This is a genomic window from Actinomadura macra NBRC 14102 (genome assembly GCF_001552215.1).
GTDB lineage: Bacteria > Actinomycetota > Actinomycetes > Streptosporangiales > Streptosporangiaceae > Spirillospora > Spirillospora macra.
The window spans coordinates 54,815-80,542 of sequence record NZ_BCQT01000017.1 but is presented as its reverse complement, the minus strand read 5'-3'; the positions used below and the strand labels follow the sequence as shown (position 1 = coordinate 80,542).

Annotated in this window: 19 protein-coding genes; 12 read left to right on the top strand and 7 right to left on the bottom strand. The window is 72.6% G+C overall.

All coding sequences use genetic code 11. From position 1 onward, the window contains the following. The first annotated feature begins 22 nt into the window (after window positions 1-22). The 3 genes from AMA02S_RS26425 to coaE are packed head-to-tail and all read left to right on the top strand — an operon-like array spanning window position 23 to window position 3,108. Window positions 23-1,972, top strand: coding sequence for an endonuclease/exonuclease/phosphatase family protein (locus AMA02S_RS26425; protein ID WP_067462694.1), 1,950 nt, complete (start codon window positions 23-25; stop codon window positions 1,970-1,972). 37 nt (window positions 1,973-2,009) lie between these two features. Continuing rightward, window positions 2,010-2,501, top strand: a complete 492-nt coding sequence (locus tag AMA02S_RS26420; RefSeq protein WP_067462691.1) for a GNAT family N-acetyltransferase — start codon at window positions 2,010-2,012, stop codon at window positions 2,499-2,501. 16 nt (window positions 2,502-2,517) lie between these two features. Next, window positions 2,518-3,108, top strand: coding sequence for a dephospho-CoA kinase (gene coaE / locus AMA02S_RS26415; protein WP_067462688.1), 591 nt, complete (start codon window positions 2,518-2,520; stop codon window positions 3,106-3,108). Between the two features lie 224 nt (window positions 3,109-3,332). On the opposite strand, the gene AMA02S_RS26410 is transcribed toward coaE, so the two are convergent. Next, entirely contained in the window at window positions 3,333-9,197 is a 5,865-nt protein-coding gene (locus tag AMA02S_RS26410; RefSeq protein WP_067462685.1) for a WD40 domain-containing protein, read from the bottom strand. Between the two features lie 66 nt (window positions 9,198-9,263). On the opposite strand from AMA02S_RS26410, the gene AMA02S_RS26405 reads away from it, so the two are divergent. Then, entirely contained in the window at window positions 9,264-10,487 is a 1,224-nt protein-coding gene (locus AMA02S_RS26405) for an ArsB/NhaD family transporter (RefSeq protein WP_067462683.1), read from the top strand. Window positions 10,488-10,529: 42 nt separating this feature from the next. On the opposite strand, the gene AMA02S_RS26400 is transcribed toward AMA02S_RS26405, so the two are convergent. From AMA02S_RS26400 to AMA02S_RS26390, 3 genes are read right to left on the bottom strand one after another with little or no spacing between them, the layout of a single operon-like run. Then, a complete protein-coding gene (locus AMA02S_RS26400; protein WP_067462680.1) occupies window positions 10,530-11,438 on the bottom strand; it encodes an inositol monophosphatase family protein in 909 nt (302 codons plus the stop codon). A gap of 28 nt (window positions 11,439-11,466) precedes the next feature. Continuing rightward, on the bottom strand, window positions 11,467-12,246 hold the full coding sequence (locus AMA02S_RS26395; RefSeq protein ID WP_067462677.1) for a hypothetical protein: 780 nt from the start codon (window positions 12,244-12,246) through the stop codon (window positions 11,467-11,469). 44 nt (window positions 12,247-12,290) lie between these two features. Then, window positions 12,291-13,304, bottom strand: coding sequence for a hypothetical protein (locus AMA02S_RS26390; protein ID WP_067462674.1), 1,014 nt, complete (start codon window positions 13,302-13,304; stop codon window positions 12,291-12,293). A 201-nt stretch (window positions 13,305-13,505) separates the two neighbouring features. On the opposite strand from AMA02S_RS26390, the gene AMA02S_RS26385 reads away from it, so the two are divergent. Then, on the top strand, window positions 13,506-14,660 hold the full coding sequence (locus tag AMA02S_RS26385; protein WP_067462670.1) for a sensor histidine kinase: 1,155 nt from the start codon (window positions 13,506-13,508) through the stop codon (window positions 14,658-14,660). 79 nt (window positions 14,661-14,739) lie between these two features. Then, on the top strand, window positions 14,740-16,857 hold the full coding sequence (gene uvrB, locus AMA02S_RS26380) for an excinuclease ABC subunit UvrB (RefSeq protein ID WP_067462667.1): 2,118 nt from the start codon (window positions 14,740-14,742) through the stop codon (window positions 16,855-16,857). A 187-nt stretch (window positions 16,858-17,044) separates the two neighbouring features. Here uvrB and AMA02S_RS26375 read toward each other — a convergent pair whose 3' ends face one another. After that, window positions 17,045-17,944, bottom strand: a complete 900-nt coding sequence (locus tag AMA02S_RS26375; RefSeq protein ID WP_067462664.1) for a phosphotransferase enzyme family protein — start codon at window positions 17,942-17,944, stop codon at window positions 17,045-17,047. A 97-nt stretch (window positions 17,945-18,041) separates the two neighbouring features. Between AMA02S_RS26375 and AMA02S_RS26370 the strand changes: the two genes are divergently transcribed. From AMA02S_RS26370 to AMA02S_RS26350, 5 genes are all read left to right on the top strand, one after another. Next, window positions 18,042-20,231 (top strand): MMPL family transporter, encoded by a 2,190-nt coding sequence (locus AMA02S_RS26370; RefSeq protein WP_067462661.1) that lies wholly within the window; start codon window positions 18,042-18,044, stop codon window positions 20,229-20,231. 5 nt (window positions 20,232-20,236) lie between these two features. Continuing rightward, a complete protein-coding gene (locus AMA02S_RS26365) occupies window positions 20,237-21,409 on the top strand; it encodes a sensor histidine kinase (RefSeq protein ID WP_067462658.1) in 1,173 nt (390 codons plus the stop codon). Beyond that, window positions 21,406-22,044 (top strand): response regulator, encoded by a 639-nt coding sequence (locus AMA02S_RS26360; protein WP_067462654.1) that lies wholly within the window; start codon window positions 21,406-21,408, stop codon window positions 22,042-22,044. Before AMA02S_RS26365 ends, AMA02S_RS26360 begins: the two co-directional genes overlap by 4 nt. Window positions 22,045-22,084: 40 nt before the next feature. Beyond that, window positions 22,085-22,582 (top strand): GNAT family N-acetyltransferase, encoded by a 498-nt coding sequence (locus AMA02S_RS26355; protein ID WP_067462651.1) that lies wholly within the window; start codon window positions 22,085-22,087, stop codon window positions 22,580-22,582. A gap of 149 nt (window positions 22,583-22,731) precedes the next feature. Further along, window positions 22,732-23,781 carry an SGNH/GDSL hydrolase family protein gene (locus tag AMA02S_RS26350; RefSeq protein WP_067462647.1) on the top strand — a complete coding sequence of 350 codons (1,050 nt, stop codon included), beginning with the start codon at window positions 22,732-22,734 and terminating at the stop codon, window positions 23,779-23,781. A 6-nt stretch (window positions 23,782-23,787) separates the two neighbouring features. Here the strand turns inward: AMA02S_RS26350 and AMA02S_RS42175 are convergent, their stop codons facing one another. Further along, window positions 23,788-23,955 (bottom strand): hypothetical protein, encoded by a 168-nt coding sequence (locus tag AMA02S_RS42175; protein ID WP_157430848.1) that lies wholly within the window; start codon window positions 23,953-23,955, stop codon window positions 23,788-23,790. A gap of 38 nt (window positions 23,956-23,993) precedes the next feature. Then, window positions 23,994-24,950 (bottom strand): GlxA family transcriptional regulator, encoded by a 957-nt coding sequence (locus tag AMA02S_RS26345; RefSeq protein ID WP_067463463.1) that lies wholly within the window; start codon window positions 24,948-24,950, stop codon window positions 23,994-23,996. A 94-nt stretch (window positions 24,951-25,044) separates the two neighbouring features. On the opposite strand from AMA02S_RS26345, the gene AMA02S_RS26340 reads away from it, so the two are divergent. Further along, on the top strand, window positions 25,045-25,698 hold the full coding sequence (locus tag AMA02S_RS26340) for an HD domain-containing protein (RefSeq protein ID WP_218005128.1): 654 nt from the start codon (window positions 25,045-25,047) through the stop codon (window positions 25,696-25,698). Window positions 25,699-25,728 lie beyond the last annotated feature (30 nt).

Sequence of the window (25,728 nt, the reverse complement as noted above, 5' to 3'; positions counted from 1 at the left end):
GTCCCCGGGAGCACTCGTTCAATTGGCCAGCACAGACGTAGGCACCAAGACCGGCGGCCCCGCGGCGGCCGGACCCTCGATCGTCCCGCAGGGCCCCGCCCGGCTCGCGCTGATCGCGATCACGGTCGCGGTGCTGGCGCAGACCCTGCGCTTCTCGCTTCCCCAGCTCGACCACTTCGCCGACGGCACCGGCACGGGCGTCGCCGCGCTGGCGGTGCTGGCGGTCTATCTCGCCGGGTTCGCGGCGCCGCTGATCCGGCGCGCCGCCGGCCCCCGCGGGCTGCTGCTCGCCGGCGTCGGCGGCCTGTTCGCCGTGCGGCTGCTCGCCCAGGCCATCGGGCCGCAGACCTGGCTGGCCTTCGTCGGCACCGCCATCGGCATGATCGCGGTCGCGGGACTGTTCGAGGGCGCGCGTGGGCTGTCGGGCGTCGGCTTCGCCACCGCCACCGTCGCGGGCCTGTCCGCCGACTCGGCCATCCGGATGTGCTTCGCCACCTGGGACCCGGTATGGCGGTCGGGGATCGCCCCGTGGTTGCCCTGCCTGCTGTTCGTCGGCCTCGGCGCCGCCGCCCTCTACCGTGAGCTGGCCTCCGGCCCCGTCACCGCGCCCGGCATCTCCTGGCGGGACGCCCTGGGCGCGGCGGCGATCGGGCCGTTCCTCGCGCTGCAGGTGCTGGTGCTGTCCAGCCCCGCGTTCGTGGCGTCCTCCGGCTGGCGGTCGCTGACCGCCGCACACGTCGTGATCGTCGCGGGGCAGGGCCTCGCGCTGGCGTTCCTCGCCTCCGGCCTCGCCGTCCGGGCCGTGCCGGGCGGCGTGTGCGTCCTCGGCGGCACCCTGCTCGGGGTCGGCGCCGGGACGGTCGCGGGGACGTACGCGGTCTCCGGCATCGAGGTCGTGCCCATCGTGATCGTCGGGCAGGTGCTGTCGGCGTGGCTGCTGGCGGTGGCATGCCGGGCGCCGCTGCGCCGAGCCGGCGCCGGCGGCCCGGTCTGGCGGATCGACGTCGGCGCCGCGCTCGGCGGCCTGCTCATCGCGCTGATCCTCGTCCCCTACCAGGTCAGCGCCGTCTCGCCGCTGCCGTTCCCGAACAACGCGCTCCCTGGTCTCGCCGGGATCCTGCTGGGCGCGCTCGCCGCCGCGGCGGCGGCGCGCGGCGGGCCGCTGCCGGCGCGGGCACCGCTGCGCGCGCTCACCGCCGGCGCCGCCGCGCTGCTCCTGCTGGCCGGCACCCTGATCTTCACCGTGGCCGCGCCGGACGGGACCGCCAAGGCCGGGCCCGTCCCGGGCCAGGTGCGGCTCCTCAGCTACAACATCCGCGACTCCGTCAACCAGGACGGGCGGCTCGACCCCGAGGGCGTCGCCCGGACCATCGAGGCGCAGCGCGCCCAGGTCGTCCTGCTGCAGGAGGCGAGCCGCGGGTCGCTGCTGTCGGGCACCACCGACGTCGGGGTGTGGCTGTCGCGCCGCCTCGGCATGAAGCTGATCTGGGGCCCGGCCGCCGACGGCCAGTTCGGCAACGCGATCCTGACGTCCCTGCCGGTCCGCTCGTCCGGGACGGGGCGGATGGCGAAGGGCGACTGGTCGCAGATCCGCGGCTACGTGTGGGCGCGGCTCGCCGTGGGGGAGACCACGATGGACGTGTGGTCCACGCACCTGGAGGGCGGCGACGACCAGGCGGAGGAGCGGGCCCGCGAGGTCGCCGCGCTCGTGCGCGCCTGGGGCGGGGCCCCCCGCACCGTCATCGGCGGGGACTTCAACGCCGAGCCGGGCAGCCCCGAACTCGGTGATCTGATGGACACCGACCTGCGCAGCGCCGCACTCGGCGCCGAAACCCCTCCGACGACGTCCGACGGTCGGCGGGTCGACCAGGTCCTCGGCTCCGACGGGCTGATGTTCACCGACTACGACGTGCCGCGCTCGGAGGCGTCGGATCACTATCCCGTCGCGGTGACCGTCCGGATCGGGCGGTGAGCAGACCGGCGCGCCGGGCGGGGCTAGGGTCGGGCGCATGAGTGATGCGACCGTCGTCATCGGGCGGGCCGGCCCGGAGGACGCGGGAGAGCTGCTGACCGTCCAGCGCGCCGCCTACGTCACCGAGGCGCAGCTGTACGGCGACCCCTTCCTCCCGCCGCTGGTGGAGTCCCTCGACCAGCTCGGGAAGGCCCTCGCCGGCGACGCGGTCGTGCTGAAGGCGATGCTGGACGGGCGGCTCGTCGGCGCCGTCCGCGCCCAGTTCAGCGACCACACCTGCCTCATCGGGCGGCTCGTCGTCGTCCCGGACATGCAGAGCCGCGGGATCGGCGCGGACCTCATGCGCGCCCTCGAACGGGAGGTCGTCGGACGCGCCGACGCCTGCGTGCTGTTCACCGGGCACCTCAGCGAGCCGACGCTGCGCCTGTACCGCCGCCTCGGCTACGCCGAGACCCACCGCGAGCGCATCGCCGCGCACCTGACCCTCGTCCACATGCGCAAGCCCCTCGTCCCGGCCGGAACCCCGTGACACTAGGGTGAGTCCCGTGCTGAAAGTGGGACTCACCGGGGGGATCGGCTCGGGCAAGAGCGCGGTGGCGGCGCTGCTGCGTGAGCGCGGCGCCGTGGTCATCGACGCCGACGGGATCGCCCGCGAGGTGGTCGAGCCCGGCACCCCCGGTCTCACCGCCGTGGCCGCCGAGTTCGGCGACGGCGTGCTGCTGCCGTCCGGTGCGCTCGACCGGGAGAAGGTCGGGTCGATCGTGTTCGCCGACCCCGAGCGGCTCAGGGCGCTGAACGCGATCGTCCACCCGCTGGTGGGGGAGCGGATGCGGGAGCTGATGGACGCCGCGCCCCCCGACGCGATCGTCGTCTACGACGTGCCCCTCCTCACCGAGAACGGCCTCGCCCCCGGCTACGACGAGGTCGTGGTCGTCGACGCCCCGGAGGAGACGCAGCTGGACCGGCTGACGTCCCAACGCGGTATGACCGAGCAGGACGCCCGTGCTCGCATGGCGAACCAGGCCACCCGTGAGGAACGCCGCGCCATCGCCACCCATATAATCGACAATTCGGGCACCTTGGACGACCTCAAGACCCAGGTAGACGCCCTCTGGAAAGCACTGACCACCCGCTGAAGAGGGGCCCTGCACAGCCCCGCTCCAACCTCGGCCCACGCCTCAACACCAACGACCCGAACGTTGCGGTCGCGTGCGAAGCCGGTTCCGAGCTTGCGAGGAACTGATCGCGAAGAGAGCCCTCCAGGGCGAGTCGAAAGCGATGCAGCGATCGCCGCAGTGCCCGTTGAAGGATAGGGCCGCCAAGGCCCGACCGCCGAGGCGCTGCTAGCAAACACGGAAAATCAAAAACTCCCTTCCATGGGGATCTGGCGGACTTCGGGTAGGTAAGTGTCCAGTTCGCCGGGCTCGAAGCGGCACATGCCGACGGCGTACCAGAACTCGGCGGTGGCGTTGCCCTCCCACTTGTAGCGGCCGTCCGGGGCGAGCGCGGCCCAGCCTTCGGCGAGGCCGAGGAGGGTCGCGCGGCGCGCGGGGGCGGCCGGGTCGCGCACGTCCCAGAGGATGATGGCGCCGTCGTCACCGGCGGTGGCGAGCAGGGTGCCGTCGGGGCTGAAGGCGACCGACCAGACGCGGCGGGTGTGGCCGCTGAGGGTGTGCAGGAGTGTGCCGGTCGACGGGTCCCACAGGCGCACGACCATGTCGTCGCCCGCGCTGGCCAGCAGGGTGCCGGAGGGATGGAAGGCGGCGGTCCAGAGACGGCCCGCGTGGCCGGTGAGGACGTGCAGCGTCTCCCCGGTGGAGGGGTCCCACAGCCGGACGGTGCCGTCGTTGCTGCTGCTGGCGAGGATGTCGCCGGACGGGGAGAACACCACCCGGTAGACACGGTCGCGGTGGCCGCGGAGGGTGGCGGTGAGCGCGCCGGTCTCGGGATGCCAGAGGCGGACGAGCCCGTCGTCGCAGCCCGTGGCGACCAGCTCGTTGCCGGGGTGGAAGTCGATGGAGCGGACTCGGCCGCGGTGGGCGGCGAGGTTGACGATCTCGCGGCCGGTCGTCCAGTACCAGAGGCGGACGCTGTCGTCGTCGTTGGCGGTGGCGAGAACGTCACCGGCGGGCGCGAACGCCTGCGCCCACACGTGGTCGGTCTCGACGTTCAGTTCGCGCTCGAAGGAGCCCGTCCCGCCCTGCCAGAGGTGGACGCCGCCGTCGTTGGTCGCCGTGGCGAGCTGAGAGTCGCGGGTGTTGAACAGGGCGGAGGTGAGGTTGTCGGCGACGCCGCGCAGCTCGCGGATCAGACGTCCCGAGCGCGGGTCCCACAGGCGGACGAGCCCGTCGTTGCCGCTGGAGGCCAGCAGCCCGCCGTCCGGGCTGAAGGCGACGCCGGTGACGCGGCGGCCGTGGCCGCGCAGGACGACGCGGCACTGCCCGGTCTCGGCGTCCCACAGGCGGGCGGTGCCGTCGTTGCTGCTGGTCGCGAGCTGTGCGCCGTCCGGGCGGAAGGCGAACGGCCAGACGGCCCCGCGGTGCCCGGCCAGTTCGAGGCGCTGCCGTCCGGTGTCGTGGTCCCACAGGCGGACCGAGCCGGCGCTGTCGGCGGTGGCGAGGCGGCCCCCGTCGGGGCTGAAGGCGGCCTGGTAGATGGCGCCGCCGTGGCCGGTCAGGGTGGCGCGGTGCGTGCCGTCCTCCCAGAGCCGGATGGAGGCGTCGGTGTCGCCGGTGACGAGGAGGTGTCCGTCCGGGTGGAAGGCGATGGCGTAGACACGCCCGGTATGGCCGAGGAGCTCCCGCCGGATCTCGCCGGTGCGGATGTCCCAGAGCCGGACGACGCCCGCCTCGTCACCCGCGGCCAGCAGCGACCCGCCGGGGTGGAACACGGCACGGAAGACGGCGCCGCGGTGGCCGGTCAGCTCGCGGCGGAGCGCGCCGGTGGCGAGGTCGAACACGCGCAGCGTGCCGCCGGCGTCGCCGGTGACCATGAGGGTCCCGGCCGGGTCGAAGACGGCGGTGTAGACGGGCGAGGTGTGCCCGCGCAGTTCGTGCAGGGGGGCTCCGGTCGCGGCGTCCCAGACGCGGATCGTCCCGTCGGCGGCGCCGGCGGCGACGAGACCGGGGCCGCCGACGACGACGGGCCACACGCCCTCGGGGTGGACGTCGAGGGTGTGCGCGCACTGCCCGGTGGCGAGGTCCCACAGGCGGACGGTGCCGTCGGCGGAGCCGCTGGCCAGCAGGTTGCCGCCCGCGTCGAACGCCACCGCGTAGGCACGGTCGCTGTGCCCCTGGAGGGTCCGGATCGGCACGCCGGTCACCGCGTCGCAGATCAGGACGCCACCGTCCTCGCTGCCCACGGCCAGGACGGAACCACCGGGGCTGTAGGCGAGCGGCTGGGGGAGGCGGCTGGTCTGGAAGTGGAAGCCGTAGGGGACGCCCACCGCGGCGGGCGCGACCTGGATCTCGACGGGACGGCCGGGGGCGATGGCCGCCTCGCGGAGCTCGGGCGCCGCGGCGATCCGGTCGGGGAGCGCGGCGTCCACGAGGGCGGCGCGTGTCCAGCGGCTCCCCTCGACCGCGACGTCACGCAGGTCGGCGCGGGCGAGCCGGGCACGGGACAGATCGGCGCCGCGCAGGTCGGCGCCTGTCAGCCGCGCCTCGTCCAGGCGGGCGCCGGCGAGGGACGCATCGCGCAGCACCGCCCGCGACAGGTTCGCGCCGACGAGCTGCGCGTCGGTGAGGTCCGCGCCGGTCAGGTCGACCTCCTGCAGGTCGCGGTAGGACAGGTCCTCGCCCTGGAGGCGCGCGCCGCGAAGGTCGGTACGGGCGGGGGTGCGCAGCCGCGTCGTGATCCGGATCGCGTTCGCGCGGGCGATGTCGCCCGCGTCGGGGTCGGCCAGCACCCCGTCCGCCCACTGCTGGCAGGCGCGGGTGTCGGCGAGGTCGCACAGGAAGTCGACGGTGAGCTGGGTCAGTGCGCGCCGCCCGAGTGTCCCCGGCGCGCCGTCCCCGCCGAACTCGCGGGCGATGTGACGGGCGACGAGCCACTCCATGACGGACGTGTGGATGAACCCGAACAGGCCCTCGTTCGTCCGGACGAGCAGGCTCCCCGCGCCGACGGCGTGCGTCACCTGGTGCGGGGACAGGTGGCCGTCGGCGAGGCCGGTGAGGGCGTCGGCGACGTCGGTGAGTTCGGCGAGGCGCAGGAACTGCTCGTTGCCCTCCCAGAGTCGCAGCGCGAGCGTGCCGACCGCCTCCCACATGTCCTCCTCCCGCAGCCCGGACGGGCCGCCCGAGGGCCGGACACGGTCGGCCTCGTGCGCGAGCCAGGACGCCAGGATCTCCTGGTAGAGGTCGGCGGGGCTGACCGCGCGGCGGGCCTGCGCGACGGCGCGGAGCCGTTCCTCGGGCAGGTCGGCGATGAAGCTGAGCATCCGCGGGTTGGGGGTGAGGGCCATCAGCTCCTCGATGCCCGACAGCAGGCCGAGCCTGTCGTCGGCGGCCTGCTCGTCGTCGTACCGGTTCACCAGGTACGAGCGGACCTGCGCGGGCGTGAACTCCTCCAGCCCGAGGACGCGCCGGTGCGGCAGCACGCCGACCTTCTCGCCGAGGGCGGTCAGTACCTGTGCCTGCGACTTGAAGTGCTGGGTGCGGCTCGCCACGACGATCTTCGCCTTGTCCTGGGCGGCCCGCAGCAGGGTGTCGAGATGGTCGGCGGCCTGGTCGTAGGTGACCCGGGTCACCAGCTCGTCGAAACCGTCGAAGAGCAGGACGATGCGGCCCTGCCGGAGCATGTAGTGGAACGCCTTGAGATCGATCAGCTCCTCACCGTGGTTCGCCAGGTGCGCGGCGACCAGCCCGTCCACCGAGTGCGCCTTGTCCAGCGCGCGCAGCTCGATCAGGATCGGGACGACATGCGGCAGCTCTTCGGGGATGCGGCGGGCCAGTTCCCGCAGCGAGAACGTCTTGCCGCGCCCGAAGTCGCCGAGCAGCAGCAGGAACCGGCCGTGGTCGGCGGCCAGCAGCCGCAGCATCTCCCCGACGACGTCGTCATGGACGTCCCCGGTGACGTCGCCGTCGTCCCTGTCGGAGGGGCCGCCCGCCGTCCGGAACCGGTCCAGCTCCCGGAAACGCTGCGGGACGTAGAGCGACGGCGGGTACAGGTCACCGGCGGACAACCGTCCGCTCTGCGCCGTGACGTACTCCGACAGGTCCAGCAGCCCCTGGAATTCGGTGAGGCTGCGCACCCGGATGCCGCGGCGCAGCGCGTCGTCGCGCAGGGAACGGGCGGGGGCCGGGCCGAGGTAGACGAGCTCTGACCCGTGGTCGGCGCCGTCGGCGTGCACGTGCCGGACGAACGCGTCCACATCGTCCCCGGTCACCTGGCCGACGTGCGCGCCGATCCGGTACTGCCGGACGAAACCGTCCTCCATGTGGGTGAGAAGGAGGTGCGGCGCGTCGGTCTGCCCGTCGGCGCGGGGCGGGGGGACGACGCGCCGGATCGTGGCGCGCTCGAAGCGCGTCTCGCACGCCTCGGTCAGCCGGTCGAGCAGCCGCTCGGTGGGGTCGGGCGCCGGGTCGGCGTCGGGCGTGCCGGAGCCGGGCCCCCCACCCGCGCCGGGGCCGATCGCCGGCGCGGGTCCCGCCGGTGCCGCCCGCCCGCGCGGCGGGGGGAACGTTCCGCCGACGCCGGTCCAGGACATGTCGAGGCGTTCGGGGCCGCGCCGTGCCGCCTCCTCGGGGATCCACCGCTCCAGGCCGTCGGGCCGCAGCACGACGACCTGGTGGCGGCCAGGTCCGAGCGCGGGCACGGACGGGACGCCGGACCCGAGAAGCGGCACGGCCCGCAGCTCCGACTCCGTGCCCTGGAAGAAGGCGTTGATGTGCCCGCTCAGCAGCGTTTCCACGGTTTCGGGGTCGCGCAGCACGCCGGGCTCACCGGCGACGGGGGTGTGCTCGATCGCGCCGAGCCGCAGCCACCCTTCGTCCTCGAAGTGCCGCAGCCGCTCGTTGAACCACGCGGCCTGTGCCTGCCCGATCCGGCCGTAGCGGTCCTCGGGGCGGTGGGTCTGCGGCAGCGTGGAGTTGAGCCCGGCCACGACGATCCTCAGGTCGGGGACGGGAAAGAGCGTCCACGGCTGGGCGCTGTCGAAGATGAGCGAGTCCAGGCCCTGGTAGAACTCCTTGAACAGCCCCGCGAAGTGCCGCCATTTCGGCCAGTAGGGCGGCTGCGGCTCGATGTCGTCGGCCTCGCAGCTGGAGAAGTACGCCTGGCACGCCGCCCGCGTCACGTCGTGCGTGCCCGGGACGGCGATGACGCGCTGCGCCTCCAGGCCGAGCAGCGCCCGCAGGCTCGTCAGGAACGACAGCGCCTCGGTGAACTCCTTGCGGCTGCCGGAGTGGGTGAGGTTGCCGGTGACCACCAGCAGGTCCGGGCGTGGGACACCGGCGTCGGCCAGCCGAGTCACGTCGCTCCAGATGCGGTCCTGGAGCTCCGCGGCAGTGGTCGGCTCGCCGGGCTCGGCGAGCGTCCGCCCGAACCGGGGCCCGGAGACGTGCAGGACGCTCACGTGGTCCCGTTCCTGGTGGGGGGAGTCCTCGCGGGCCGGGAAGGCGGGAGCGGCCACGGGGGCGCGCCGGACGGGCCGTTCCCCGGCCGGTCCGGGCAGCCTGTTGCCGCCGTTCTCGCCGCCGCCCTCGACATGGCCGACGAGTGGCGGGCGGCCCGCCTGGTTGGGGGCCCCGCCCGGGAACCCAGGGCCGTTCAGCGGCCGGGCGTGGCCCGCCAGGGCCTCCTGGATGCGTCGCATCAGCAGGCCCCGCGCCTCGTCCGGGTCGTCCACCCCCACGAGGTCCACGTAGGTGATCGTGGACAGCAGGCCGTCGATCGGACAGTCCTCGATCCGCACGGTGACCAGCTTGCGCGCCGGGTCGTCGGGATCGGCGCGCAACGCCGCCATCCACTCCAGCCGCCCGTACCGCGACCGGAGGTAGTTGCTCGACAGGACCGCCACGACGGCCTTCGCCTCCGACAGGCCCCGGTCCATGAAGTCGATGAAGTTGGTGCCGGGCACGAAGTCCCATGCCTGCATCATCGTCCGGTGCCCTGCGGCCTCCAGTTGCCACGCGATCCAGGAGGCCCACCGCTCGTCCGCGGGGGAGTAGCTGATGAAGAAGTCGGTCGGGCGCTCCTGTTTGGAGTGGTCACCGGGGGGTGTCATATCGTCAGTATCGCGTGCCCGGACGGGAAAGCGGGCACACCGGCACCGCTATGGGATCATGTCGCGGTGCCGTCCCCGCTCGCCCTCCTGCGCCACGCCGCCCGCTCGCTGGGCGTTCTCGACTGGGTGCGCATCGTTGTGCTCGCGCTCGGGCTGGTCTTCGTGGCCACGGGGCTGCTTCCGGCCGAGACCGCGCGCTCAAGCGTCGGACGTATCGCGCCGCTGCTGCTGTTCCTTTTCAGCGTCATCGTGCTGGCGGAGCTGACGAAGGAGGCCGGGGTCTTCGACGCCATCGCCCAGCGGATGGCGCGCGTGGGACGCGGCAACTACGCGGCGCTGTTCCTGTTGTGCGTGGCGTTCGCGTCCGTCATCACCGTGTTCCTCAACCTGGACACGACCGCCGTGCTGCTCACGCCGGTCATGCTGGCGCTGGCGGCGCGCGCGCGGATCGCGGCGCTTCCGCTGGCCATGACCACGGTGTGGTTGGCGAATACGGCGAGTCTGCTCTTGCCGGTGTCCAATCTGACGAATCTGCTGGCCGCCGAACGCGTGGCGTTGGAGACACCGGCGTTCGCCGCTCGGATGTGGTTCCCCCAGGTGACCGTCCTGGCGGTCACCATGGCGTTGCTGTGGGTGTTCTACTGGCGGCGTAGCATGCGCGGCGCGGACTCCTACGACCTGCCCGAGGTGGCCCCCGTGCGGGACCGGGTCCTGTTCTCCGCAACGGGCATCGCGTGCCTGCTGTTCATCGCGGCGATCCTCGCGGGCGTGCACACCGGGATCCAGCTCGGTGTCGCCGCGACCGCCGCCGCCGCGGTGGCGGTGGGCGCCTTCGTCGTCCGGGACCGGTCGGCGCTGCGGCCCGCCCTGATCCCGTGGCAGCTCATGGTGTTCGTGACGGGCCTGTTCCTGGTGGTCCCCACCCTCGAACGGTACGGGCTGGACGAGGCGATGCGCTCCCTCGTCGGCGGGGACGACGGCGTGGTCGGCGCGCTGCGGGCGGCGTTCGCCGGCGCGGGCCTGTCGAACGTCCTGAACAACCTGCCCGCCTACGTCGCGGGAGAGTCCGCCGTCCCCGCGTCCAACAAGGACCAGCTTCTCTCCCTGCTGATCGGGACGAACGTGGGGCCGGTCATCACGCCATGGGGGTCGCTGGCCACGCTGCTGTGGTTCGAATGGTGCCGCCGGTGGGACGTCCGGGTGCCGATGCGCAAGTTCGTGCTGACCGGCACCGTGCTCGCCGTGCTGGGCTGCGCGGCCACGGTCGGGGCCCTTCTGGCGGCCGGCTGACTGGTTGAAGCTGATCGGTGGTGGTGAGCCACTACCCGGGTGCTACCAGGCGAGGCGGACGCGACCGTCCTCGCCGACGTTGCCGAGAACCGTGCCGGTGGTCTCCAGCAGGCGGCCCAGCAGTTCCGGTCGGGCCGCCACGAACCCGAGCTCCGACGGTGGACGGTCGATGTCCAGCTCGTAGGGACGGCCGTCCAGACGGCGCAACTCCACGCCCGCCTCGGCCGCCAGCAGCGCGCCGGGCGGCAGGTCCACGATCTCGGGTAGGTATCCGGCGATCCCGTCGATGTCGCCGCGCGCCAGCATCACCCACGCCACCAGCGGCGCCCACAGCTGGAGCATCCGCGAGCAGCGCATCTCCAACGCCGAGCGGAGCGCGAACGCGACCGGGTCATCTGCTTTGACCTGGTGCCCCTGCGTCCAGGCCAGCACCGGGTTCTTCTCACGCCCCGGGCGTGGACGGTCCGCGAGGGTGAGCGGCGAACCCTCCGGGCCCACAGCGCCCTCCCCACGTACCGCCGACCACGTGCGTCCCGATACCGGGTCGTGGACGACTCCCAAGACGGGGACGGCGCGCGCGCACAGCGCCAGACCCACCGCGTACACGGGCATGCCGATCGCGACGTTGTTGGTGCCATCGAGCGGATCGACCAGCCACACCAGGTCCGCCGAGGATCCGTTCGCGCCCGCGGCCCCGGCGAGCACCCCCGACTCCTCGGCGATGATCCGGTGTCCCGGATACGCGGCGCGCAGCCGCCCGAGGATGAGCTCCTCGGCGGCGGTGTCCAGTTCGGTCACCACGTCCCCGCCGTCGCCCTTGGGGCGCGCCTCCACCGGCCCGCCCGTTCCGGCGCGGAGCAGGGCCCCGGCCGCCTCCGCGGCCTCCACCGCCACCTGGCGGGCCTCGGCGAGATCGACCGGAAGGGGCGGTGACGGGGGGCTGGATCTCATCGGGGTCTCTCCAGGGGTGTCCGGCGGCCTACCGGCGCGCCGGGCGGTGACGCCGCGGGTGCGGGACGGACGGTCGTGACCCGTCGAGCGGGTCGCTGGACGAGGGTGCGGATGGGTCTGCGGGCGAGTCGGCGTCCGGGGGATCCACCCCGGGCGGGTGCGCGTCGGCGATTCGGCGCGCCGACCGCCGGAGTGCGCGCACGGCCTCGCCGGGGTCGGACCGTGAACGATGCACCCGATGGCTCGCGATGTCCAGAGGGCCGAGCGACAGGTCGCCAGTTCCGGGTGTCTGGCGACCCAACGCGACGGTGGCGGCGTCTCGCCCGTCCTCTATGAGCGTGCTGTGGAACACACCCGCGGGCAGAGTGTACGACTCCCCGGTCCCGTGGGTGGTGGAACGCCCGGGAGAGCACCGGACGGACCGGCCGGTGGCCCTCAGCTCGTCTACATCGCCCCGGCTGACCACCTCGAAGACCTGCAACACCGCGCCGCCGGGCCCTTCGTCCACGTTCATCCGGACGTTCCGCACCGTCCCGTACAGGACGAAGCTGATCAGGTCCCAGCTGTGGCAGTGCACCGGCGAAGTCGTGGAGGGCACCGGTTCCACCTCGGGCGTCCAGATGTGCAGGCAGACGCCGTAATCACCGGTGCGCTCCACGGGAAGGCACAGGAATCCGAGGGGATGCCGGACGGCCGGAACGAGGGAGCGGCCGGCCACGACGTCCTCCACCACCCGGGCCGCCCAGGCCGGCAGCGTGCGCGCCGCGGTACCGGCGCCGATCTCCCCACGGATCTCCTCGTATCTCATCGCCCGCAATCGCTCGCATTCGATCGCTGTCGCCCTCGGTGGTGTCATTCATACGGGTCTTTGGCCCGCAGCGCCTTCCTGATGATCTCGATGACGTCCCGGTCCGTGTAGCCCTGGGCGAGGTCGATGCCGATCACCTCGAAGAGCTTGCGGACCTCCTCGACGGTGGGCTCGTCGTCCAGCGGCGCCAGCCTCGCCTGCTCGACCGGGACGCGCCGCGCCTGGTCCAGGCTGGTCTGCAACTCCGCGCTCACCCAGCTGTAGTAGAACTTCGTGCTGTCGACGACCAGCGCCTCGCCGCGCGGGTCGTCGCGCGTGACCACGACCCGTGACGACGCCAGGTCGTAGCGCAGCGTCGTCATCGTCCGCGCCAGGCCGATGTCGATGTCGAGCATCCCGAACCGCTGTTTGTGCCAGCAGGCCGCCAGCAACGTGGCGTAGGCCTCCTTACGGGTGCGCTCCAGTGTCCACGGCTCGCCGGTGGCGTCCGGGCCGTCGGCCACCGAGCGGCGGTGCCGCGCGTACGCCTCGCAGACCTCGACGTCCGTCGGGTCGATGATCTCCAGGCGGAACAGCAGCGTCCGCCGTTCCCGGCGGGCCGCCGCCACGCACTCGGGCAGCGTCTTGGCGCGGATGTAGGTTCCGGTGCCGCCCTTGAAGAACCATCGGTCGGTGTCGCGGCGCGCCTCCTCCAGGACGTGCGCCACCTGCGCGCCGCCGATGACACGGACGACGGTGGTCTCGTCCAGCGCGCGCTTGGTGTCGGACAGGACGCCCTCGAACGCCTCGATGTGGGTCAGTTTGCCGCTCAGCTCGTCCAGCGTCGCCGACGACGCCCGGAGGGTGTCGCGCACCTCCGCCTCCACCGGGATGCGCCGCCCCCGGTCACGCAGCACCGAGGTCGCCAGCAGCCCGACGACCGCGAGGATCGCGCTGTTGGTGACGTCGTCCTCGTGCGGCAGGTCCACTCCGACGCCGAGCACCGCGACGGCGATGGCCAGGACCAGCGCGATGAAGGCGTCGGCGTTCTTCCCGAGCCAGGTGGCGAAACGGGTCATTGTATGCGGTTACCCCAGTCCTTGTCGGCGCCGTCATCGTAACCACTGCACCGGGAGGGGGGCCACCGTCCGCAAACCCCTACAGGTTGGGCGCTCCGCGCCTTGAGTGACGACCTGCGACAGGTCGGGGGCGAGGGTGCCGCACATCACCTTCACCTTTCCGGACGACCTTGATCCCATCCTGCCCATAGACTCGCTCGCATGCAGCTGCGGGGCTGGTGGTCGGCGGCGTGGCCGACACGGCGTTCACGCGCGCTGGACGTCACCCTCGCGGTGTCCCTGGCCGCCGTGGACAGCGTGGCCCTGTGGTTCACCGACCAGGAGTTCTACCTCCCGCCACCCGTCGTGTCGGCGTGCAGCGTGCTCCTCGGCCTCGCGCTGATCTTCCGCCGTCACCATCCGGTCCGGCTGACCGTCTTCGCGATCGTCTTCGGAACGGTCACGGGCGCGGGCATGTTCACCGGCGTCGTCATCCTCTACTCGCTGGCGGCCTACACCCCGTCCCGCCGTACCGCGTGGGGACTCGCCGGAATCGGCTACGTGGTGACCCTCGCCTTCCCCGGGCCCACCGCGAGGGACCAGCCGTTCCTTGCCCAGGTCGTCTTCGGCGTCGCCTTCACCGCCGTCCCCGTCCTCCTGGGCCTCTATATGGGAGCGCGCAAGCAACTGCTGGCTTCCCTCCAGGAGAGGGCGGCGCGGCTGGAACGGGAACAGCATCTCCTCGCGGAGCGCGCCCGGGGCGAGGAACGCACCCGCATCGCCCGCGAGATGCACGACGTGGTCGCCAACCGGATCAGCGTCATGGTCGTCCATGCGGGCGCGCTCCGGGCCATCGCCGTCCGTGACCCCGGCCGCGCGGCCGAGACCGCCGGGGTGATCGGTGACATGGGGCGGCAGGCGCTGGAGGAACTCCGCCACGTCATCGGCGTCCTGCGGCAGGGCGAGGAGGCACTGCCGCAGGAGGAGGTGACCCTCGCCCACGTCCGCGAGCTCGTCGGCCAATCCGGCGCCGCCGGCCTGCGCGTCGACCTGGCCATCCACGGCGAGGAGCGGCCCATGCCCATCGCCGTCGGGAGGACGGTCTACCGGCTCGTCCAGGAGGCCCTCACCAACGTGCACAAGCATGCGGGCGCCGCCGACACCAGGATCGAGCTCGGGCTCCTCCCCGAGGCCGTCGAGGTCGAGATCGCCAACGGCGCCCCCACGGCCGCGCCCGACCACGGCCTGCCGAGCGGCGGCAACGGCCTGGTCGGGCTGCGTGAGCGGGTCACCGCCCTCGGCGGCAGCTTCGAGGCCGGGCCCGGCGTGGACGGCGGCTACGCGGTCCGCGCGAGGCTCCCACTGCCGGCCTCCTGAGCTGCGGAAATAACGGCGCGTCCGCGTTTGTCGTAGTCCCTGCATACAGTGGGGGAGTAGCCAAGGGAGGGGAGCCGGTATGCGGCCAGTCACCGATCTTCGACGCCGGGTGGCGCCGTTCGAGGTCGTCACCGAGATGACCCCGTCCGGCGACCAGCCGCAGGCCATCGCCGGGCTCGCCCGGCGCATCGGCGACGGCGCCAGGGACGCCGTCCTCCTCGGCGCCACCGGTACCGGCAAGACCGCCACCATCGCGTGGCTGGTCGAGAAGCTCCAGCGGCCCGTCCTGGTCATGCAGCCGAACAAGACCCTCGCGGCCCAGTTCGCCAACGAGTTGCGCGAGATGATGCCCGGCAACGCCGTCGAGTACTTCGTCTCCTACTACGACTACTACCAGCCCGAGGCGTACATCCCGCAGACCGACACCTACATCGAGAAAGACTCCTCGATCAACGACGAGGTCGACCGGCTCCGCCACTCGGCGACCAATTCCCTGCTCACCCGCCGCGACACCGTCGTGGTCGCGTCGGTGTCCTGCATCTACGGCCTCGGCACCCCGCAGGAGTACGTCGACCGTATGGTCCGGCTGCGCGTCGGCCAGGAGATCGAGCGCGACGACCTCCTCCGCCAGCTCGTCGGCATGCAGTACACCCGCAACGACCTGGCGTTCACCCGGGGCACGTTCCGCGTCCGCGGCGACACGATCGAGATCATCCCGCAGTACGAGGAGCTCGCCGTCCGCATCGAGATGTTCGGCGACGAGATCGAGAAGCTCGCCACCCTGCACCCCCTCACCGGTGAGGTCATCACCGAGGACGAGGAACTGTACGTCTTCCCCGCCTCCCACTACGTCGCCGGACCAGAGCGTATGGAACGGGCCATCGGCGACATCGAGGCCGAGCTGGAGGACACGCTCGCCGTCATGGAGCGGCAGGGCAAGTTGCTGGAGGCGCAGCGGCTGCGGATGCGCACCGCCTACGACATCGAGATGATGCGGCAGGTCGGCACCTGCTCGGGCATCGAGAACTACTCCCGCCACATCGACGGCCGCGGGCCCGGCACCGCGCCCAACACCCTCCTGGACTACTTCCCGGAGGACTTCCTCCTCGTGATCGACGAGTCGCACCAGACCGTCCCGCAGATCGGCGCGATGTACGAGGGCGACGCGTCCCGCAAGCGGATGCTGGTCGAGCACGGCTTCCGGCTGCCGTCCGCCATGGACAACCGGCCCCTGAAGTGGGAGGAGTTCCTCGACCGCATCGGCCAGACGATCTACCTGTCGGCGACGCCCGGCACCTACGAGATGAACCGTGTCAAGGGCGACGTCGTCGAGCAGGTCATCCGGCCCACCGGGCTGATCGACCCGGAGATCGTCGTCAAGCCCACCAAGGGCCAGATCGACGACCTCATCCACGAGATCCGGCTGCGCACCGAGCGGGACGAGCGCGTCCTCGTCACCACCCTCACCAAGAAGATGGCCGAGGATCTCACCGACTACCTCCTCGAACTCGGCATCCAGGTCCGCTACCTGCACAGCGAGGTCGACACCCTGCGCCGCATCGAGCTGCTCCGCGAACTGCGCGCCGGAGAGTTCGACGTGCTGGTCGGCATCAACCTCCTGCGGGAGGGGCTCGACCTGCCCGAGGTCTCCCTCGTCGCGATCCTGGACGCCGACAAGGAGGGCTTTCTGCGCTCCGAGACGTCCCTCATCCAGACGATCGGCCGCGCGGCCCGCAACGTGTCCGGCCAGGTCCACATGTACGCCGACACGGTCACGCCGTCCATGGAGCGCGCGATCGACGAGACCAACCGCCGCCGCGCCAAGCAGCGGTCCTACAACGAGGAACACGGCATCGAGCCGCAGGCCCTGCGCAAGCGGATCGCCGACATCCTCGACTCCCTCGCCCGCGAGGACGCCGACACCGAGACCCTCATCGGCGGTGCCGGCCGCCAGCAGAGCCGCGGTAAGGCGCCCGTCCCGGGCCTGGCCTCCCGCACCAGGGAGGTCGGCCGGCACGCCGCCGACCTCGTCGGCGAACGGCCCCGCGAGGAGCTGGAGGGCCTCATCCAGCAGATGACCGACCAGATGCACCAGGCGGCCACCGACCTGCAGTTCGAGCTGGCCGCCCGCCTCCGCGACGAGATCAAGGAGCTCAAGCGCGAACTGCGCGACATGAAGGAGGCCGGTGTCAGCTGACCCCCGCCGCGCCACGGCCGCGGAGACGCTACCGCATCACCGGAACGAGCTGACGGCCCATTCCCCGGCGTCGGATCGCGCGGGCGTCGAGACGGGAGTGACGCGCGTCGGCGTTCTCCGTCGGTCTCCAGGCCATCCCTCATGAGCTGAGACGACGTCCCGCGCACGCATCCCTTTCCTGGGGGCGTCACGGCTTCAGCTCGAAGAAGGCCGCGTTGCGTTCCTCGTGGTACTCAAGGTCGTCCTGGTCATGCTGGACGCCGCGCTTTCTGGCGAGCTCGAAGTAGGCGGCCTCGCGGCGCAGCCGGTGCCGGATGAGCTGGACCACCGTCTCGTCGTCCATCGGACCCGCGGTCCCGCCCGCGCGGTGGTAGTCGGCGACGAAGCGGCAGCGCTGCTCCGCTGAGCCGGCGGGCGCGTCCGACCATTCCAGGGCCGCCGCCGCCACCTCGAACTCGGGGGTCGCGACGAGGCACTCGTCCCAGTCGAGGACGGCGACGAGGCGGCCGTCGCGGGCGAGGGTGTTGCCGGAGTAGTAGTCGCCGTGGACCACCTGGCGCGCCAGGCCGCGGTCGTGGAAGGCGGCCAGCCACCAGTCGAGGTCGGGGTCGGCGAGCGCGGGCACGTCCTCGGGCGGCTCGCCGTACATGCCGATCTCGGCGAAGGACGGCGCTGGACGTGGCGGGGGGCGGTGGGAGGCCAGGGCGCGATGCAGCCGGGCGAGGAGCTCGGCGGCCCGCGTCCGCACGGCGGGGTCGTCCTCGTCGGGCCACTCGCCCGGGACGTGCGGCCAGAGCGACAGGGGACGCCCCTCCACCCGCACGACCGTGGCGCCGCTCCGGGCGCGCAGCGGTGCGACCGCCTCGGGCATCCGCTCCGCCGCGTGCAGGGCGACCGCGTGGCACCACTCGGTCTCGCTCTCGCCCCGCCAGGCGGGGCCGATGCGGACGACGAGGTCACCGATGCGGTAGGCGGCGGACTCCTCGCCGCCGAACAGGCGCACGGCGGGCCCGTCCGCCGGCCGGTCCCACGACCGCCGGATCGACTCCCGCATCGGGTCGGTCAGCGGGGTCTCGGCGTAGATCATCGTGGCTCCTGTTCGGCCGGGTCCACCGATCGGTGGACGGGAGGTTCAACCGGTCGCCGCTGTCGGCGGGTGCGGCGTGACCAGCAGCATCTTTCGTATGAAGAATCTTCCTGTACGTGCGGCCCGGTGGAGCGCCGGGCACCCCTGGAGCGCCATCGCGGGGTGGTTCCTCTTCGTCGCGCTGTGCCTCGGTGTGGGCATCGCGGTGGGCGGCAACCCCGCCGTGTCGGCGGACTTCCGCGTCGGAGAGGCCGGGCGGGCCGAGGCCATGGCGGCCGAGGGCGGGCTCCAGCAGCGGCCCGTCGAGAGGGTGATGATCTCCGGTGCGGGTGCGGTGGACGCCGCCGCCCAGGACGTCGGCGACCGGATGCGGCGGATGCCCGAGGTGGAGTCGGTGGCCGCGCCCGTGCGGTCGGCGGACGGGAGGGTCCTCCGTGTCGACGTGACCCTCAAGGGGCCCGAACTGGAGGGCAGAAAGCATGTCGAGCCGCTCAGGGAGCAGACCGCGCGGGTGCAGGCGGCGCATCCGGGGCTGCGGGTCGAGGAGACCGGCGGGCCGTCGGTCAGCAAGGGCGTCGAGGAACTGCGCGGCAAGGACCTCTCGCGCACCGAGGTGATCGCGTTGCCGATCACGCTGATCACGCTGCTGGCCGTCTTCGGGTCCGTGGCACTCGCCGTGGTGCCGCTGCTGCTGGCGCTGTCGTCCATCGCGGCGGCGGTGGGCCTGTCGATGCTCGCCTCGCACGCCTTCCCCGACGCCGGAGTCGGCACCAACGTCATCCTGTTGATCGGCATGGCCGTCGGCGTCGATTACACCCTCTTCTACCTCAAGCGGGAGCGGGAGGAACGGGCCCGCTCGGGTGGACGGCTCGGCCCGCGGGCCGTGGTGGAACTGGCCGCCGCGACCTCCGGACGGGCCGTGGTGGTGTCCGGGCTCGCGGTGGCGGTGTCCAGCGCGACGCTGTACCTGGCCGACGACGTGATCTTCTCATCGATCGCCACCGGTGCGATCCTCGTCACGCTGGTCGCGGTGGCCAGCTCGCTGACCGTCCTGCCCGCCCTGCTGGCGAAGCTCGGCATGCGGGCGGAGCGGCGCGCCGAGCGCCGGGCGCTGCGCAGGGAGCGGCGCGGCACGCCCACCCCGGCGCCGCGAGCGGCACGGGACGAGAGCGGTGCTGGCCGGCTCACCGCCGCGATGCTGCGGTCCACGGCCCGGCACCCCGCCCTCACGCTGGCGGTCGGCGTCCTGGTGATGCTCGTGCTGGCCGCGCCTCTGCTCACCATGAACCTGACCGACATGGGGCGCGAGACCCATCCCCGTGACATCCCCGCCATGCAGGCCTACGACCGGATGAACGCGGCCTTCCCCGAGCTCAAGTCCATGCACCAGATCGTCGTCCGCGCCGATCCCGGACGGGCGGGCGAGGTGCGGGCCGCGCTCGGTGACCTGGCCGGGCGCGCGAAGCAGGACCCGAGGTTCGCCGGCACGTCGGACCTGCGCACCTCGCCGGACGGGCGGATCAGCCTCCTGGAGTTGCCCGTCCCGCACTACGGCAGCGACGAGGCCGCCCGCGCGTCCCTCCGGGACGTCCGGCACGAGTACATCCCCGCCACCGTCGGGAAGCTGGGCGTGGAGACCGCGGTGACCGGGGACGTCGCCCGCTACACCGACTACCCCGAGCACCAGAGGCAGAAGCTGCCACTGATCATCGGGGCGCTGCTGCTGGTGACGTTCGCGATGACCGTGTGGGCGTTCCGGTCGGTGGTGCTCGGCCTGGTCGGCGTGGTGCTGAACCTGCTGTCGGCCGGTGCGTCCCTCGGCATCCTGGTGGCGGTCTTCCAGCACACGTGGGCGGAGCGCCTGTTCGACTTCACCTCGACCGGCTCGATCGGCTCCCGGGTCCCGCTGTTCCTGTTCGTGATCCTGTTCGGCCTGTCGATGGACTACCAGGTGTTCGTGATCAGCCGGATCCGGGAGGCCGCGCTGCGCGGCGTGCCCACCCGGCAGGCCGTCCTGGACGGGGTGGGCAGCTCGGCGCGGGTCGTCACCAGCGCGGCGTTCGTGATGGTGACGGTGTTCGCCAGCTTCATCTTCCTGCACATCATGGAGATGAAGCAGATGGGCTTCAGCCTGGCGGTGGCGGTGCTGCTGGACGCGGCAGTCATCCGGATCCTGATCCTGCCCGCGATCATGCTGCTGCTCGGCAGCGGCGGTTGGTGGCCCTCGCGGGGAATGCGCCGGGCCCAGGCGGCGGCCGTCGAGCGGCCTTTCGCAAAAGTAGGCTGACCGGCATGAACGCATGGCCGCGGCCCGAGGACAGGCCCCAGATCCGGGCGCTCGTACGGTGGTACGCCGTGCTGTGGGTGCTCGCTGGCCTGTGCCCCCAGATCATCGCCGCGCTGGACGATCCCGGGGCGATGAGGTACTGGGCGATCGGCGTGCCGGTCGTGCTCGGGGTGTGCTTCGCGGTCACGACCCTCGCTCCGCGCGTCCTCGGCGCCACCGCCTTCCTGGGCGTTCTCGTCGTGGGCGTCGGGGCGGTGTCGTACCTGCGCGACGGCGGCGCGTCGCTGTACATCGCGTGCCTCCCGCACTTCTGGATCCTCGCCGGGAGCGCGCGGCGGGCGGTCGCGCTGAGCGGCGCCGCCGCCGTCACGACGGTCGCCGGTGAGATCATCCGGAGTGGGAGCGCCGGTGGGAACACGGTGTTCACCGTGAGCGGCTATGCGGTCGGCCTGGTGTTCGGGCTGGCCGCGTTCCGCTACGTCCGGCAGAGCGAGGAGCGGGCCCGCCGCCTCGCCGCCGAACTCGCGGTCGCGCAACGGGACCTGGCCGAGGCGCATCGGCGGCAGGGCGCGGCGGACGAGCGGGAGCGTCTTGCGCGGGAGATCCACGACACACTCGCGCAGGGCTTCGCGTCCATCATCGTCCTGGCGGAGGCCGCCCGCGCCGGGCTCGGCACCGATCCCGGTCGCAGCGGTCAGCAGCTCCGCTCGATCGAGCAGACGGCGCGCGAGAACTTCGCCGAGGCGCGCGTCCTGGTCGGGTCGGCCCCGGCCGGCGGCCAGGCGCCGGGCTCGGTCGCGGCGATGCTCCGCCGGACCCTGGACCGCTTCACCGAGGACACCGGCATCAGCGTCGGCGCGGAGCTGCCCGAGGTCGAGTGCGATCAGCAGACCCGCATCGCGCTGCTGCGCTGCACGCAGGAGTCGCTCGCCAACGTCCGCAAGCATGCGGGCGCCTCCGCGGTCGGCGTGGTGCTGGAGCAGTATCCGCACGGCGTCGAGCTGGAGATCACCGATGACGGCCGCGGCTTCGTGGTCGGCGAGTCCCGCGGCTTCGGGCTGGACGGAATGCGCAGGCGGCTGGCCGAGCTCGGCGGGGAGCTCACGGTCACCAGTTCCGTCGGCGACGGCACCCGTATCCTCGCGATGATCCCGACGAGCGCCCAGGGAGTGGCATGACGGACGGCACGCTTCGCGTCATCGTGGTGGACGACCACTCGGTCATGCGCGCCGGGGTGGTCGCGTTGCTGGCGGCGGAGCCCGGTATCGAGATCGTCGGTGAGGCGGGCGACGGGCGCGAGGCCGTCGAGCTCGTCGAGCGGCTGTGCCCCGACGTCGCACTGATCGATTTGCGGATGCCCGTCCTGGACGGGGCGGCGGCCACGGAAGCGATCGTCGCGGGCGGCGGCGGGACGCGGGTACTGATCCTCACCACCTACGACACCGATTCCGAGATCGAGCGGGCGATCGAGGCGGGCGCCATCGGCTACCTGCTCAAGGACACCACGCGCGAGCAACTCGCCGACGCGATCCGCTCGGCGGCGCGCGGCGAGACCGTCCTCGCGCCGCGGGTCGCCGAGCGGCTGGTGGCGCGGATGCGGCGACCCGCGCCGGTGCCGCTGACGGCGCGGGAGGTGGACGTGCTGAACGGCGTCGCGGACGGGTTGTCCAACGCCGACATCGGCCGCCGGCTCGTCATCGCCGAGGCGACGGTGAAGACGCACCTGCTGCGGGTGTTCGCGAAGCTCGACGTCGGCGATCGTACGCATGCGGTGGTGGTGGCGATGGAGCGCGGGCTGCTGCCCCGGCCGTGACGGTTCCGGCGCGGCCGGCACGGGGTTCTACGATCGCTGTATGGAGCACGAGGTGCGCCTGGCGGGCCCCGCGGATCTCGCGGGGCTGCCGGCGATCGAGGACTCGGCCGACCCGCTGTTCGCCCCGCTCGGGATCGTCTTTCCGCCGGGGCCGACGGTGGTCGAGCAGATGATCGGCAAGGACGCGGAGATCCTGGTGGCCGGTGACCCGCCGGTGGGGTTCGCGGCGCTCGAAGAGCTGGACGGGGCCGTGCATCTGGAACAGATCTCGGTGCGCGGCGACCTGGTGGGCCGTGGGATCGGCGCCGGTCTGCTGCGGGCGGTCTTGGACCGTGCGGCGGCGGCCGGTGCGCCGGGCGTCAGTCTGCTGACGTTCCGAGATGTCCCGTGGAACGGACCGTGGTACGCCCGGCACGGTTTCACCGAACTGCCCGAGGAGCGCTGGGGGCAGGGCCTGCGGGCCTATTGGGACGCCGAGATCGAGGCGGGCCTGCACGACCTCGGCCCGCGGGTCGTCATGTGGGCGCCGTCCGTCTGAGGGCCCCTGAGCCGGTGCCCTCCGCACGTATCGTGGGCCCGTGGGACGCGCGGCCTACCCCGCCCGCGCCCCATTTGCGAATCTACAATGTAAAGGTGGGAACCCGTGGCGCCCCGCGGACGTCTCCCCGATGGAACCGAAGGAGAGCGATGACGAGCCCGGGGTCATGGGTGCGGTGGGTGCGGGGCCATCTCGGCGAGCGGGGTCTCGCCGTCTCGGTGCTGGTGGGGTTGGTGATCCTCGGGATCGTCCCGCTGGTGGCGCTGCCGGCCGCGCGCTGCGAGGTGTTCGGCGGCGGCTGCCGCAAGCCCCCGCCGGAGGAGGTCCGCGCCGACCCGGTGTCGGCTCCGGGCAAGCAGCTCACCCCCGTCGAGGCGGCGACCCGGGGTTCCTACGTCGCGCTTGGTGACTCCTACTCCGCCGGCGTCGGCGCCGAGGCGTCCGTCGCCGACCAGAACCCCCTTGAGCGCTGCCACCGGACGTCCAAGGCGTACTACCACGAGGTCTCCAAGGCGTTCCCGTTCCCGAAGGGCACCGCGTTCTGGGCGTGTTCGGGCGCCACCACCGCGGACGTCCGCAACGGCCGGCACGGCGAGCCGTCGCAGCTTGGGCGCATCGGCGCCGACACGAGCCTGATCACGATGAGCGTCGGCGGCAACGACATCGGTTTCTCCCGGGTCGTCGCCGGGTGCGTGGTGAAGCTGCCATGGAGCGGAAGCTGCACCAGGCAGGGCGACGACATCGCCGGGAAGATGTCGGACCTCCGCCGCAACCTGCCGGACCTGATCGGCCAGGTCCACACCCGCGCGCCGCGCGCGCGGATCATCCTGATGGGTTACCCGAAGGCGTTCTCCGAGGTCAAGGGTACGAGCGGGGACAACATCAGCGTGCCCGAGCAGCAGTGGCTGAACGCCCGCGCGTACGACCTGGGGCAGCTCGTCCGGCAGGCCGCCGCCGAGGCGGACGCGCGGATCGTGGCCCGGCGCGGCCACGGCAGCGTCGAGTTCGTCGACGCCTACAGCGCGTTCGCGGGACACGAGGTGGGCAGCTCCGACCCGTACATGAACGGCCTGACGCTGAACCTTTCCGCGCTGCAGGCCGAGGCGCGCAGCTACCACCCGACCGTGAACGGCCAGCACGCCCTCGCCGGCCTGTTCATCGACCAGATCAAGAAGGGGCCCGGCCGTCCGGTCTCCTGACGGTGGTCAGGAAGCGGGGAGGCCGGGGGAGCTCACGGTGGCGAGGCGGTCCACCGCTTCAGTGAACAGGAGGTAGGACTCGCCTTCGTCCGGGTGGACGAACACGGCGCGCAACGGCATCCCCTCGCGCCGAACGCGTTCAGCACGGCCGCCCGCCGCGCCGGCCTCCCGCACACCGTGCCGAACACCATTGGGTACGGTGCGTGGCGGGATCAGGACGCGCGGGAGCGGAACGCCGCGCGGTAGGACTGCGGCGACGCGCCCACATGCCGGGCGAAGTGGGCGCGCAACGTCACCGGGGAGCCGAAGCCGGACTCGGCGGCGACACGCTCGACCGGCAGGTCCGTGCTCTCCAGCAGTTGCTGCGCGCGGCGGAGGCGGGCCCGCGACACCCACCGCTGCGGCGTGGTCCCCGCCTGCTCGGCGAAACGGCGGGTCAGGGTGCGGACGCTGACGCGGGCGTGCCGGGCGAGGTCGTCCAGCGTCAGCGGATGGTGCAGGTTCGCCTCCAGCCACGCCAGGGTCGGCTGGAGCGCGGTGTCGCCGTCCGGTGGGTCCTCGTGCCGGATGAACTGCGCCTGCCCGCCGTCCCGCTGCGGCGGCATGATGATCCGGCGGGCGGTGCGGGCGGCCGTGGCGGCGCCGTGGTCGCGGCGGACGAGATGCAGGCACAGGTCGATCCCAGCGGCGATCCCCGCAGAGGTCAGCACCTGCCCTTCGTCCACGTACAGCACGGACGGGTCGACCTTGACGCGCGGATACCGCCGGGCCAGCCTTCGCGCGAACATCCAGTGCGTGGTGGCGCGTCGTCCGTCCAGCAGGCCCGCGGCGGCGAGGACGAACGCGCCCACACAGATGGACGCGATCCGCGCGCCCCGGGCGCCGGCGTCCCGCAACGCGTCCAGCACCTCGGCGGACGGGTCGGCCAGGCCGTCATGGCCGGGGACGACGATCGTGTCCGCGGTGGCCAGCGCGTCCAGCCCGAACGGGCTCTCCAGCCGCATCCGGCCGAGGGCCGCCGACGTCACCGCGCCGTCCGGGCCCGTGCACACCCGCGTCTCGTAGAGCGGGACATCCCGCTCCGTGGTGGACGAGCCGAACACCTGGCCGGGGACCGCCAGGTCGAACGCCACCACGTTCTCCAGGGCGAGAACCGCGATCACATGCATGGCCAGAACGTAGCGCACATCGGCAGTCCGGACACTGGTCGGGGTTCCGTGCGTGCCGGACCATCGGGGAACCCGACCGAAGGAGACGACCGCCGTGGCCGACCAGTTCGCCGAGTTCGCGATGCCCGACACCGACCTGACCCGCCGGGCCTTGGACCTGGCCTTCGCCTCCGAGACGCCCGCGCTCGCCCACCACAGCGTGCGGACGTACCTGTTCGGGCGTGCGGCCGGAGAGGCGCGGGGGCTGCGACCCGGCATCGCCTACGACGACGAGCTGCTGTTTCTGGCCTGCATCCTGCATGACGCGGGACTGACCGAGCGCGGCGATGGTGACCAGCGCTTCGAGGTGGACGGCGCCGACGTGGCCGCCGGGTTCCTCGAAGAACGCGGCCTGGCCCGGGACCGGGTCCAGGTGGTGTGGGAGGCGATCGCCCTGCACACCAGCGTGGGAATCGCCCACCGGATGCGTCCCGAGATCGCCTTGACCAGTGCCGGCGCGGGCGCCGACGTCGTCGCGCTCGGCGTCGAGCAGTTCCCGGACGGCTTCACCGAGCGGGTGCACGAGGCGTTCCCGCGTCTGGAGAAGGGATGCGGGCTCACCGAGGCCATCCTCGGCCAGATCGTCCGCAACCCCGACAAGGCACCCGTGGGCTCGCTGCCCTACGAGGTCGCACGGCAGGCCGGGGCGGACATCTCCATCCCGGACTGGGCCGGCACGATCGCGCGGGCCTGGAAGGGCGTCGGCTGACTGCACCGGCGCCCCATGCTCGGTGCCCGC

Excerpts from the sequence above, each read along its gene's own strand:
- AMA02S_RS26420 (WP_067462691.1), top strand. The coding sequence starts at position 2,010 with ATGAGTGATGCGACCGTCGTCATCGGGCGGGCCGGCCCGGAGGACGCG.
- AMA02S_RS26410 (WP_067462685.1), bottom strand. The coding sequence starts at position 9,197 with ATGACACCCCCCGGTGACCACTCCAAACAGGAGCGCCCGACCGACTTC.
- AMA02S_RS26400 (WP_067462680.1), bottom strand. The coding sequence starts at position 11,438 with ATGAGATCCAGCCCCCCGTCACCGCCCCTTCCGGTCGATCTCGCCGAG.
- AMA02S_RS26395 (WP_067462677.1), bottom strand. The coding sequence starts at position 12,246 with ATGAGATACGAGGAGATCCGTGGGGAGATCGGCGCCGGTACCGCGGCG.
- AMA02S_RS26390 (WP_067462674.1), bottom strand. The coding sequence starts at position 13,304 with ATGACCCGTTTCGCCACCTGGCTCGGGAAGAACGCCGACGCCTTCATC.
- AMA02S_RS26385 (WP_067462670.1), top strand. The coding sequence starts at position 13,506 with ATGCAGCTGCGGGGCTGGTGGTCGGCGGCGTGGCCGACACGGCGTTCA.
- uvrB (WP_067462667.1), top strand. The coding sequence starts at position 14,740 with ATGCGGCCAGTCACCGATCTTCGACGCCGGGTGGCGCCGTTCGAGGTC.
- AMA02S_RS26375 (WP_067462664.1), bottom strand. The coding sequence starts at position 17,944 with ATGATCTACGCCGAGACCCCGCTGACCGACCCGATGCGGGAGTCGATC.
- AMA02S_RS26370 (WP_067462661.1), top strand. The coding sequence starts at position 18,042 with ATGAAGAATCTTCCTGTACGTGCGGCCCGGTGGAGCGCCGGGCACCCC.
- AMA02S_RS26365 (WP_067462658.1), top strand. The coding sequence starts at position 20,237 with ATGAACGCATGGCCGCGGCCCGAGGACAGGCCCCAGATCCGGGCGCTC.
- AMA02S_RS26360 (WP_067462654.1), top strand. The coding sequence starts at position 21,406 with ATGACGGACGGCACGCTTCGCGTCATCGTGGTGGACGACCACTCGGTC.
- AMA02S_RS26355 (WP_067462651.1), top strand. The coding sequence starts at position 22,085 with ATGGAGCACGAGGTGCGCCTGGCGGGCCCCGCGGATCTCGCGGGGCTG.
- AMA02S_RS26350 (WP_067462647.1), top strand. The coding sequence starts at position 22,732 with ATGACGAGCCCGGGGTCATGGGTGCGGTGGGTGCGGGGCCATCTCGGC.
- AMA02S_RS26345 (WP_067463463.1), bottom strand. The coding sequence starts at position 24,950 with ATGCATGTGATCGCGGTTCTCGCCCTGGAGAACGTGGTGGCGTTCGAC.